Source organism: Pedobacter sp. Leaf170 (assembly GCF_920984665.1).
Lineage (GTDB): Bacteria > Bacteroidota > Bacteroidia > Sphingobacteriales > Sphingobacteriaceae > Pedobacter.
In genome coordinates, this window is record NZ_CAKLBP010000004.1 from 352,632 (window position 1) to 365,465 (window position 12,834).

Below are 12,834 nucleotides of genomic sequence, written 5' to 3' on the forward strand. Positions count from 1 at the left end.
TAAAAATACTCAAGCCTCTCTGCCACAATCTTTGGCAACGATTGCATAGATTTCTCTTCGATTTTAGCTGTAAAGACCGTACACTTGTTTATTAACAACCAAGTATATTTAAACCGAGCAGCTAATGAAACATAATTCTGGTTACTTAAACCAATTTAAAAGGCTATTATTTACAGCCATTTTGTTTTCTGCAGGCGTTGCAGGAGCTCAAAATCAAAAGTTACCAACCATCCAACAGGTTAAATTTAAAAAAGATACCCTAAGCATCGCAAGTTTCGGTGCCAAAGGCGATGGCATAACTTTAAATACAGCACAAATAAACAAAGCCATTTCAGCAATGAACCAAAAAGGTGGCGGCGTGGTTTTAATTCCTTCGGGATTATGGCTTACCGGACCAGTTGAGCTAAAAAGCAATGTTAACTTGCACATAAAACGTGATGCAATATTGCAGTTCACGGCTGATTTTAACCAATACAAGCTGGTACAAGGTAATTGGGAAGGTCAACCTGCGTGGAGAAACCAAAGCCCGATTTCAGGTTTAAATCTCGAAAATATAGCAATTACTGGTAGTGGCATTATTGATGGTAATGGCGGTGCCTGGAGAATGGTAAAAAAGGATAAATTAACCGATTCTCAATGGAAAAACTTGGTTGCTTCTGGTGGTTCTGTTAGTGAAGATGGAAAAATGTGGTATCCATCAGAAAAAACTGTAAAAGGTTCTAAAACCAAAAATGCAGGCGTAATTATTCCGGGCAAAACTGCAGCAGATTACGAAGATATCAAAGATTTTCTTCGCCCTAATTTATTGGTGCTTACAAATTGCAAAAAAGTTCTTTTAGAAGGTGTTACTTTTCAAAATTCACCTGCCTGGAACCTGCACCCATTACTTTGTGAAGATTTAACGTTAAGAAACCTGCAGGTTAAAAACCCCTGGTTTGCACAAAATGGTGATGGTGTTGATATCGAATCTTGCAAAAATGTTTTAATAGAGGGCAGCACTTTTGATGTTGGCGATGATGGAATCTGTATTAAATCTGGTAGAGATGAAGCAGGGAGAAAACGAGGTGTAGCAACTGAAAATGTAATTATTAGAAATAATGTGGTTTATCACGCCCACGGCGGTTTTGTAATTGGCAGTGAAATGAGCGGTGGTGCTAAAAATATCTGGGTTTACGATTGTTCTTTTATCGGTACAGATATTGGTTTACGCTTTAAAACTACACGTGGCCGCGGCGGCGTTGTAGAAAACATTTATATTGATAGAATTAACATGATTGATATTCCGGGTGAAGCGATTCTTTTTGATATGTATTATGCTGCGCAAGACCCGATTCAACTTGCTGGTGAAAAACGCGAAGCCATAAAAACGGTAACCGTTCCGGTAACAGAAGCTACGCCACAATTCAAAAACTTCTACATAAAAAATGTTGTAGCTAATGGTGCTTCGAAAGCCATATTTTTTAGAGGATTGCCGGAGATGAATATTAAAGATGTTCACTTAGAAAATGTAACGATACAAGCTAAAAAAGGTATCGAAATTATCGAAGCTTCGGGCATTTTCTTAAAAAATGTAAACGTTATAACGGAGGATACAAATCCGGTTGTAACTATCCAAAACGCAAGTAATGTAAATATAAACGGCTTGCAATACAAAAAAGATGCGGAGCTTTTATTTAATATCAACGGAGAAAAAACCAAAGGCGTTAAAGTATTAGCAACCGATGTATCAAAAGCAAAAAAAACATCAGCCTTTGGCGAAGAAGTAAATAAATCAGTTTTAGAAATTTCCAAATAATTAAGCATGAAATTATCTGTCATTTATAAATCCGTTGCTGTACTTGGATTGAGTATTTTATCCATCGGTAGCTTCGGGCAAAAGCAATTATCAGAACAGCTCACATTAACGGCCATGGAGAAACTTTTTCAGGATACAACGGTCTTGAAAACGGCTAAAGGACCAAAATGGAGTTATGATATGGGCGTTGTTTTGGAAGGTGCCGCATTGGTATGGAGAATCACCGGAAATGGCGATTATTTTAAGTACATCCAATATTCTATGGATGCTTATTTAGATAAAGATGGCAACATCACTACTTATAAAGCCGAGGATTTTAATATTGATAATGTAAAGAATGGCAGAGCATTATTATTGCTTTACAAAGTTACCGGACAGCAGAAATACCTATTAGCAGCAACGAAGTTATACGACCAATTACAGCAACAACCTCGTACCAAAGAAGGTGGTTTTTGGCATAAAAAAATCTATCCAAACCAAATGTGGCTGGATGGATTATACATGGCCGAGCCATTTTATGCAGAGTATGCGGCCTTAATGAAAAAAGATGCTGCATTTGATGACATTGCCAATCAATTTATCTGGATGGAAAAAAATGCCAGAGATTCAACAACCGGTTTACTTTACCACGGATGGGATGAAAGTCGCGAAGAAAAATGGGCAGATAAAACAACTGGAAAATCGCCAAATTTTTGGGGACGAGCAATGGGCTGGTACATAATGGCGCTTGTTGATGTTTTAGATTACTTCCCAAAAAATCATCCAAAATACAATGAATTGCTAGCGATTTTAAATCGCACTGCCACAGCAACCGTAAAGTACCAGGATGCAAAATCTGGCGTTTGGTTTGATATTTTGGATATGCCTAAACGTGAAGGAAATTATCTGGAATCATCAGCATCGAGCATGTTTGTTTATGGCTTAGCAAAAGGTGTTAGAAAAGGCTGGTTGCAAAAATCTTTTGCCGCAGCGGCGAATAAAGGTTATGCAGGTTTAAAAAAGGAATTTATTGAACCGGCAGGAACCGATAGAGTAAATTTAACTAAAACCGTTTCCGTTTCGGGATTGGGTGGAAAACCTAGATACCGTGACGGTAGTTTTGAGTACTACATCAGCGAAAAAGTTATCACAAACGACCCGAAAGGTGTTGGCGCTTTCATTTGCGCTTCGGCAGAAATGGAAATAGCTGCCTTGCCAAAACCAGGAAAAGGCTTAAAGGTTACGGTTGATAATTTTTTTAACAACGAATACATGACCGGCCCAACGGGCGACAAAATTCCATTCCATTACCTTTGGGATGAAGATGACAATAACGGTTTTTCTCTATTTGGTAAGGTTTTTAATGATGCAGGTGTAGCGACTTCAACGTTAAAGACGGCACCAACAACTGCAAATTTAAAAGGCACGGATATTTACATAATCGTAGATCCGGATACACAAAAAGAAACCGCAACGCCAAACTTTATGAATGCAGAACACGCCAAACAAGTAAGCGAATGGGTAAAAGCCGGCGGTGTTTTGGTACTGCTTTTAAACGATGCTGGAAATTGTGAAATAACAAAATTTAATGTTTTGCCAGAAACGTTTGGCATCCATTTTAACGAGGATAGCAGAAATAAAGTTCAGGGTTTAAACTTTGAGCAAGGTGCTATAAAAATCCCGGAAGGAAATACAATTTTTAAAACCGCTAAAAAAGTTTACATCAAAGAAATTTCTACTATAAAGATTAATAAACCCGCGGTATCGGCTTTAACCGATAATGGCGATGTGATAATCGCGACAGCAAAATATGGAAAAGGAACTGTATTCGCGGTTGGCGACCCTTGGTTTTACAATGAATACATTGATGGTAGAAAATTACCGAAAGACCTTGAAAATTTCAAAGCAACAAACGATTTAGTAAATTGGTTAATCAAACAAGCGGCGGCTAAATAATGATAAATAGATATAGAATATTATCATCCCTCCTATGCAGTTTTATGCTGGTATCTTGTTATGCGCAAAAGCCAACAGATAGCACAGCCGATAAAATGTTGGTTTATCAATTGGCAAACGGCGGCTGGCCTAAACAACTAGAAGATAAAAGCGTGGTAAATTATGGTGCTACTTTAAATGATGATTTATTATCAAAAATTAAAGCAACCACTGTTTTACATGCAACTTTTGATAATAAGGCAACCAGCAGAGAAATTACTTATCTGGTTAAAGCATACAACACTACCAAAAATGAAGCTTACTTAAAAGCAGCCGAAAAGGGTTTAGATTATGCCTTATCTGCACAAAACAAAAATGGTGGCTGGCCTCAATATTATCCTGACAAATCGCTTTATCGTTCGCAGATTACTTATAACGATGATGCAATGATTAATATTTTGAATATCCTTCAAGATATTATTAAAAAAGCTAATGGTTTTGATGTGGTGAATCAATCTTACATTCCAAAAGCCGAAGCAGCTGTAAGAAATGGAATCGATTGTATTTTAAAAACACAGGTAAAGCAAAACGGCCAATTAACCATTTGGGCTGCACAATACGATAAAGATTCAATGTTGCCTGCAAAAGCAAGAAATTTTGAACCAGCATCTCTGAGCACAGCTGAATCTGTAGGTATTGTTCGGTTCTTGATGCGTTTGCCAAATCCATCACCTGAAATAAAAGCATCTATTTCTTCAGCTGTAAAATGGTTTGAAAAATATAAAATTTCGGGCTATAGATTTGATAGAACAGAAAACTCGACAGGCAAAAACGCGGCGCTGCTAGAAGATGATAAAAGTGTAGTTTGGGCAAGATTTTATGATTTAGAAAAGAATATCCCAATTTTTGGAGACAGAGATAACAGCATAAAATTAAAGTTCGAAGATTTATTGCCAGAACGCAGAAATGGTTACGCATGGTATGGCAACTTCGCTCAAAAATTATTAGAAAAAGAATATCCAAAATGGTTAACAACCAACGGAATAAAATAAGATAAACTCGTCATAGACGGCAAAAAAGAAAACAATGATTTTAAACAAAGAAAATTTAAAAAACATAAACGCAGAAAACGTTAATATCCCTGCGGCAGAACTTTTAGAATTGCCCGAAAGAGTTATTCAGTTTGGCACAGGTGTTTTACTTCGTGGCTTACCAGATTATTTTATCGATAAGGCAAATCGCAATGGTATATTTAACGGTCGCGTTTTGGTTGTAAAATCGACTGCCAAAGGCGGTGCTGATGCTTTTTCTAAACAAGATAATCTATACACGCTTTGTGTTAAAGGAATCGAAGATGGAAAAAATGTAGAGGAAAATACCATCAATTCTTCAATAAGCAGAGTTTTATCTGCTTCGCAGGATTGGGCAGAAATTTTAAAGGCTGCACAAAATGCGGAGTTACAAATTGTAATTTCAAATACAACTGAAGTTGGCATTGTAGCCAGTGAAGATAAAATTACAGATACACCTCCACAATCTTTTCCGGGTAAATTACTGGCCTTTTTACACGAGAGATTTCAAACCTTTAACGGATCTGTTGAAAGCGGAATGGTTATCGTGCCAACAGAATTAATTAGCGATAATGCAGATAAGCTTAAAGACATTTTATTGAATTTAGCTATTCATAACAAACTTAGCTGGGATTTTCAGCAATGGTTAAAAACTGCTAACCATTTCTGTAAAACTCTGGTAGATAGAATTGTACCCGGAAAACTGCCTGCCGAAGCTCAGGCATCTATCGAGAAACAATTAGGTTATAGCGATGAACTGATGATTATGGCGGAGCCTTTCCGTTTATGGGCAATAGAATCATCAAATGAAAAGGTTAAAGAAATTTTATCTTTCGCAAAGGCGGATAAAGGAATTTTCATTGTTCCGTCAATCAATAAATTTAAAGAACTTAAGCTTCGCTTATTAAACGGTACGCATACTTTCAGCTGTGGATTAGCCATCCTTTCGGGCTTTAATACAGTTAAAGAAGCAATGGCTGATGAAGTTTTCGCCAGCTATGTATCTACCCTAATGCAAAATGAAATTGCACAATCTTTGGAGAACGACGATATTACTTATAATGATGCCGTTGACTTTGCTAAAAGTGTAATCGATAGGTTTAGCAACCCATTTTTAGAACATAAATGGCAAGCCATTACGCTGAATTTTACATCGAAGATGCAGATGCGGAATATGCCATTAATCAGAAAATATTATAGTCAGAAAAACGAAGTGCCACCATTTATGGCGGTTGGTTTGGCAGCGTACATCATTTTCATGAACACTAAAAAAGATGGCGAAACATTTACAGCGAATGTAAACGATAAGAATTTTGCTATTGATGACGAGTTTGCACAAATATTATATGAATACTGGAAAAATCCTGAAACTGCAATCGACAACATTTTAGGCGATAGACGTTTGTGGGATAAAAACTTAAATAACTATCCGGGCTTTAACGCAGCCATTAAAAACTACGTTAATTTATTACAAAATAAGGGTGCAAAAGAAACTTTGAGTAATTTGCATTCAGAAAGAACACTTTAAAAATGGTAACAAGAATTTTAAAAATTCATCCGAATGATAATGTATTAGTGGCTTTGCAAAATCTTGCAAAAGGAGAAACCATTATACATGATGGCCACGAATATGTTTTACAGGATGATATTCAGGCAAAGCATAAATTTTTTATGCAGGATATGAATGAAGGCGATCACATCATAATGTATGGCGTATTGGTTGGGAAGGCACAGCATTTTATTTTAAAAGGCGGCTTGATGGATACCGAGAACACTAAACATGCTTCCGACCCTTATGAATTTAGACCATATCATTATGAGTGGCAAGCACCTGATGTTTCTAAATTCGAAGGCAGAACCTTTAATGGCTATATACGTAACGATGGCAGAGTTGGCACAGCAAATTACTGGCTGTTTATTCCAACCGTATTTTGCGAAAACCGTAACCTGGATGTGATAAGAGAAGCATTACATAACGAATTAGGTTACGCAGTTACCGATAAATATAAAACCTATACTCAACACCTTGTAGAAGCCTATAAAAATGGCGAGAATTTGAGTGAAACAGATAGTAATTCTATTGCACAGGCCAATCATGTTTCAAACCGAATTTTTAAAAACGTTGATGGAATTAAATTTCTAAATCATCAGGGCGGATGCGGCGGTACTCGCCAAGATGCGGCAGTTTTAAGCAAACTTTTAGCAGCTTATGCCGATCATCCAAATGTTGCCGGAGTAACCGTTTTAAGCTTAGGATGCCAAAATTTGCAGGTTCAGGATTTTGTTAACGATTTAAAATTACGTAGCCCTAATTTCGATAAACCACTATTCATTTTTGAGCAGCAACAATCGCAAAGCGAAGAACAGCTGGTTAAAGAGGCCATTCGTAAAACCTTTATTGGCCTAACCGAAATCAATAAATTCGAGCGTCAGCCGGCACCTTTAAATAAATTGGTGTTAGGCGTAAAATGTGGTGGAAGCGATGGCTTTAGCGGCATCAGCGCAAATCCTGCAGTAGGTTACACCTCTGATTTACTGGTTGCACTTGGCGGTACAGTTTTATTGGCTGAATTCCCTGAATTATGCGGTGCAGAGCAGCAACTTATTGATAGAACAAAAGATGAAACTGCGGCTCGTAAGTTTATCCAGTTAATGACCAATTATAACCAGGCAGCTGAAAATGTTGGCTCAGGATTTTTTATGAATCCATCGCCAGGAAATATTAAAGATGGGCTTATTACAGACGCGATAAAAAGTACCGGAGCGGCAAAAAAAGGCGGTACATCGCCAGTTGAAGATGTTTTAGATTATACCGAACCGGCAACAAAACCTGGCTTAAACCTGGTTTGCACACCTGGAAACGATGTTGAAGCCACAACCGGTAAAGCGGCATCTGGTGCAACGTTGATTTTATTTACAACAGGTTTAGGTACACCAACTGGTAATCCGGTTTGCCCAACAATTAAAGTTTCTACTAATAATGCACTTACTAAAAGAATGAGTGATATTATTGACATTAACTGCGGACCAGTTATAGAAGGTGAAAAAACCATTGAACAAATGGGCGAAGATATTTTAGAATATTGCATTAAAGCAGCCAGTGGTGAGGTAATTCCTAAAGCTGTTTTACTAAATCAAGATGATTTTATCCCTTGGAAAAGAGGCGTTAGCTTATAATTCAGATATCTGAATAGACAAAATAAATAATTAATTTAAAAATAATAGATTTTAGCAATAAGCATGTGCATTGCAATATCTGAAACATATTTTAGCATGAAACCTTTTTTAGATGATAATTTTCTTTTAGAAACCAAAACCGCAGAAACGTTATTTCATGAGTATTCTAAGGCTTTGCCTATTATAGATTATCATAACCATTTGATTCCTGAACAAATAGCCAATGATGTTCAGTTCGAAAACATAAGTCAGGTTTGGCTTGCCGGAGACCACTACAAATGGAGGGCTATGCGTGCAAATGGAGTTGATGAAAGATTTATCACCGGAAGTGCTTCTGATTTTGAGAAATTTGAGAAATGGGCCGAAACCGTTCCTTACACGCTAAGAAATCCATTATACCATTGGACTCACTTAGAGCTTCAGCGCTACTTCGGGATAAGTGAATTATTAACCGGTAAAACAGCTAGAAAAATTTTCGATGAATGCTCGGCGAAGCTACAAACTCCAGAATATTCAGTGCGTGGTTTACTTGCTAAAATGAATGTTGAAGCCGTTTGTACAACGGATGATCCTTTGGATAGCTTAAACTTTCATCAACAACTCGCTAATGAAGGCGCTAAACTTAAAATGTTACCTGCATTTCGCCCAGATAAGGCAATGAATAGCGATGATGTTTCAGGCTTGAATGAATATATTGATAAGCTGGAAAAAGTTGTAGACAACAGTATTAGCACTTTCCAAAATTATATCGATGCTTTAAAAAGCCGCCATGATTATTTTAGCGAGAATGGCTGTTCAGTTTCCGACCATGGTTTAGAGCAGATATATGCAGAAGATTACACGGAAGCAGAAATTTCTTCAATATTTGACAAAATCAGAAATAAGCAAAACATTTCTTATGAGGAAAATCTAAAATTCAAATCAGCTATGCTGGTTTACTTTGCAGAATGGGACCATGAAAAAGGTTGGGTTCAACAATATCATTTAGGCGCTTTAAGAAATAATAATGCCCGAATGTTAAGCAAACTCGGGCCAGATACAGGCTGGGATTCTATTGGTGATTTTAGTCAGGCGAGAATGCTTTCTAAGTTTTTAAATAGATTAGATACACAGGATAAATTGGCTAAAACCATTATCTATAATTTAAACCCTGCAGATAATGAACTGATTGCTACCATGATTGGAAATTTCAATGATGGTTCTGTAGCAGGAAAAGTTCAGTTTGGTTCTGCATGGTGGTTTTTAGATCAGAAAGATGGTATGATTAAACAACTTAATGCGCTATCAAACATGGGCCTTTTAAGCCGCTTGGTGGGCATGTTAACAGATTCTAGGAGTTTCCTTTCTTTTCCACGCCACGAGTATTTTAGAAGAATTGTATGTAACCTTTTTGGAACAGATGTAGAGAACGGAGAGTTACCGAACGACATTGAGTGGATTGGCAAGATAGTTAAGGATATTTCGTATTTTAACGCGAAAAATTATTTTAAATTTTAACCAAAACGAAGCTTTTATCAGGAAAATCCTTAGAATCAAATCGTTTCAATCGTTTTCCTAAAATTTATATTTCAGCTATCAAAATAGCGTAAACACGCCGATTAATCAAAAAAATGAGCAACCCGATATCATCTTCATTAAGAAAAGGAGAAAAAGTTTTAAGCTTTGGCGAATTGCTTTTACGCATCTGCCCTGATATGGATGGACAATGGCTTAAAGAAAATAAGCTCCCTTTTTACATTGGCGGTGCAGAGCTAAATGTTGCTACTGCCCTAGCTTTATGGAATGTTCCATCTGCTTATTTATCGGCTGTGCCTAAAAATTCGGTTACTGATGAGATTATTGATTATTTAAACCATAAAAATATTGATACCAAACCCATGGTTTACCATGGAGATAGGTTGGGTTTATATTATCTACCAAAGGGAAAAGACTTGAAAAATGCAGGCGTAATTTATGATAGGGCAAATTCTGCTTATGCAACTTTAATGCCCGGACAGATAAATTGGGATGAAGTTTTTGATGGTGTAACCTGGTTTCATTTCAGTGCAATTTGTCCGGCAATAGATCAAAATATTGCCGATGTTTGCCTTGAAGCCTTAAAAGCTGCTCAATCAAAAAACATTACCATTTCTCTTGATTTGAACTACCGTTCTAAACTTTGGAAATATGGTAAAGAACCTATTGAAATTTTACCAGAACTTGCCAAATATTGCACCTTGATTATGGGTAACGTTTGGGCTGCAAACAAAATGTTGGGCACTAACCTGCATGATGATTTAAAACCATCCGAAGGTTATGCAAAAGAAACGCTACTACAACAGGCAATTGAAACTTCTAAAGAGATAATAAAAGATTTTCCGGCATGTAAAGCGGTTGCAAATACTTTCCGTTTTGATAATGGAAAAGGAATTAGATATTATACCGCAATTTATACTGAAAATGAATTAACAGTTTCGGCAGAATACGTTTCTGAAGAAATTTTAGATAAAGTTGGTAGCGGAGATTGTTTTATGGGCGGCTTGATTTATGGTTTTTACAACAACCGCAGTGTACAAGAAACATTAGATTTTGCAACGGCTGCTGCCTACGATAAATTATACATTCCGAGCGATGCAACAACCAGCACCGTAATCGACATAGAAAAAAGAATTATACGAAATGATAAGCAACAAGCATAAAATTTTAGATGCCATTTTAGAGCAAGGCATGTTACCACTTTTTTATCAGGATAGTGAAGCTGGAAGCGTAGAAATTTTGCGCACACTTTACAAAGCTGGTGTTCGTGTTTTTGAATATACAAATCGTGGTAAATCGGCTTTGCCAAATTTTAAAAAGCTAAAAGAAATTCGCGATGCGGAAATGCCAGATTTATATTTGGGTATCGGAACCATAAAAACGCCGGCAGATGCAAATGCATTTATCGAAGCCGGAACAGATTTTATTGTTGCGCCAATTGTTAATCCTGCAGTTGCAGAAATTGCAAATAAAATTGGTATGCTTTGGATTCCAGGCTGTATGACGCCAACCGAAATCAGCATTGCACAGGAACATAAAGCCATGTTAATTAAAATTTTCCCGGCTAACATTCTAGGTCCGGAATTTATTTCATCGATAAAAGATTTATTTGCCGGACAACTTTTTATGCCAACAGGTGGTGTAGAAATTAATTTAGAAAACCTTAAAACATGGTTTAAATCTGGTGTTTGCGCTGTTGGAATGGGCAGCAAATTAATTAGTAAAGAGGTGATGAGTAAAGGTCTTTACGATGATTTATTCGAAAACACAAAATTAGCGCTTGATTTGATTAAAGAAAGCAAATAAATAACACAAACCTAACCAAAATGAACCAATCAGTTAAAGGAAATTACAGATGGACGATTTGTGCGCTATTGTTTGTAGCAACAACCATTAATTATTTAGATAGACAAGTTCTTTCGCTTACCTGGAAAGATTATTTCGTTCCTGAATTTCACTGGACAGATAGCGATTACGGCACAATTACCGCACTTTTCTCTCTCTTTTATGCAATTTCGATGTTAATAGCAGGCCGTTTTGTAGATTGGATGGACACCAAAAAGGGGTTCTTGTGGGCAATCGGCATTTGGTCTGTAGGTGCTTGTATTCATGCTTTCTGCGGTATTGCAACTTCTGGTTTAATTACCGGCGATTGGGCTTTAAGTTTCTCAGGCGCTAAAGAATCCCTTTCAACCGTTGGCAATACAAGTTTAATTTTATCTACAAGTTTATCATTATTTATTTTCGCACGTTTTGTACTTGCATTGGGCGAAGCAGGTAATTTCCCTGCGGCAATAAAAGCCACAGCCGAATATTTCCCTAAAAAAGACAGGGCTTTTTCTACAAGTATATTTAATGCTGGGGCAACTGTTGGTGCATTAGCGGCACCAGTTACCATTCCATACATAGCAGAAGCTTATGGTTGGGAAATGTCTTTCCTAATTATCGGTGCATTAGGTTTTATCTGGATGTTTTTTTGGATTCTACTTTACGGCAAACCTGAAACGCATCCACGTGTAAGTAAAGAGGAGTTAGCCTACATACAGCAAGATATCGTGGTAACCGAACAACTTTCTGAAACGGTTACAGCGGCATCACCAGTAAAAAAATTATCATTTACCGATTGCCTTAAATTTAAACAAACCTGGGCTTTTGCTTTTGGTAAATTTATGACAGATGGAGTTTGGTGGTTTTATCTGTTCTGGTCGCCAGCTTACTTAAAAGATATTTATAAAATGAATGGTACCGAAAGTGCATTTCCGTTATTCATTTTGTATGTTATTACCTTGTTATCTATTGTTGGTGGTTGGTTACCATCGTATTTTGTAAGCAAGAAAAATATGAATCCTTATGATGGAAGAATGAAAGCCATGCTAATTTTTGCATTTTTCCCTTTACTTGCTTTGCTTGCGCAGCCATTAGGTGGCTATACTTTTTGGTTACCGGTTATAATAATTGGTATTGCCGGTGCGGCACATCAGGCTTGGTCTGCAAATATTTTTTCAACCGTAGGTGATATGTTCCCTAAACAAGCCATTGCAACAGTAACCGGAATTGGTGGTATGGCCGGAGGTTTAGGCTCGTTTTTTATAAACAAAGGCTCTGGAGTACTGTTTACTTTTGCGGGCGATACTCAAATGACTTTTATGGGTTTTCAAGGCAAAGAAGCTGGCTATTTCATTGTATTTTCTTTTTGCGCCATTGCCTACCTTATTGGCTGGATAGTAATGAAAACCTTGGTACCAACTTATAAAATTGTCGAAGTAAAATAAATTCATTTTCCATGCGCCTTTAAAAAAGGCACATAGAAAAACATATAAAAGCACTAAACAACAAATCTATACTTAAACTATAGATTTACCG

General features: G+C 37.0%; 9 protein-coding genes. All 9 read left to right on the forward strand.

What is annotated here, in order from left to right:
* The first annotated feature begins 124 nt into the window (after nt 1–124).
* The 9 genes from LUA90_RS12370 (at nt 125) to LUA90_RS12410 (ending at nt 12,743) form a co-directional block, all read left to right on the forward strand.
* Nucleotides 125–1,795, forward strand: coding sequence for a glycoside hydrolase family 28 protein (locus tag LUA90_RS12370; RefSeq protein ID WP_231491138.1), 1,671 nt, complete (start codon nt 125–127; stop codon nt 1,793–1,795).
* A gap of 6 nt (nt 1,796–1,801) precedes the next feature.
* Nucleotides 1,802–3,730, forward strand: a complete 1,929-nt coding sequence (locus LUA90_RS12375; RefSeq protein ID WP_231491140.1) for a glycoside hydrolase family 88 protein — start codon at nt 1,802–1,804, stop codon at nt 3,728–3,730.
* Nucleotides 3,730–4,761 (forward strand): pectate lyase, encoded by a 1,032-nt coding sequence (pelA, locus tag LUA90_RS12380; protein WP_231491141.1) that lies wholly within the window; start codon nt 3,730–3,732, stop codon nt 4,759–4,761. Before LUA90_RS12375 ends, pelA begins: the two co-directional genes overlap by 1 nt.
* A gap of 34 nt (nt 4,762–4,795) precedes the next feature.
* The gene (locus LUA90_RS12385; protein WP_231491143.1) at nt 4,796–6,307 is read left to right on the forward strand and encodes a tagaturonate reductase; all 1,512 of its coding nucleotides are present in this window, start codon (nt 4,796–4,798) and stop codon (nt 6,305–6,307) included.
* 2 nt (nt 6,308–6,309) lie between these two features.
* The gene (locus tag LUA90_RS12390; RefSeq protein WP_231491145.1) at nt 6,310–7,956 is read left to right on the forward strand and encodes a UxaA family hydrolase; all 1,647 of its coding nucleotides are present in this window, start codon (nt 6,310–6,312) and stop codon (nt 7,954–7,956) included.
* 96 nt (nt 7,957–8,052) lie between these two features.
* Entirely contained in the window at nt 8,053–9,453 is a 1,401-nt protein-coding gene (gene uxaC, locus LUA90_RS12395) for a glucuronate isomerase (protein WP_231491146.1), read from the forward strand.
* Between the two features lie 113 nt (nt 9,454–9,566).
* Complete coding sequence (locus LUA90_RS12400) at nt 9,567–10,634, forward strand: sugar kinase (RefSeq protein ID WP_231491148.1); 1,068 nt, start codon at nt 9,567–9,569, stop codon at nt 10,632–10,634.
* Nucleotides 10,615–11,277: a bifunctional 4-hydroxy-2-oxoglutarate aldolase/2-dehydro-3-deoxy-phosphogluconate aldolase gene (locus tag LUA90_RS12405; protein WP_231460592.1), complete on the forward strand. Its 663-nt coding sequence runs from the start codon at nt 10,615–10,617 to the stop codon at nt 11,275–11,277. The genes LUA90_RS12400 and LUA90_RS12405 overlap by 20 nt, the downstream gene beginning before the upstream one ends.
* Before the next feature lie 20 nt (nt 11,278–11,297).
* Nucleotides 11,298–12,743, forward strand: coding sequence for an MFS transporter (locus LUA90_RS12410; RefSeq protein WP_231491149.1), 1,446 nt, complete (start codon nt 11,298–11,300; stop codon nt 12,741–12,743).
* The last annotated feature ends 91 nt before the right edge of the window (nt 12,744–12,834 follow it).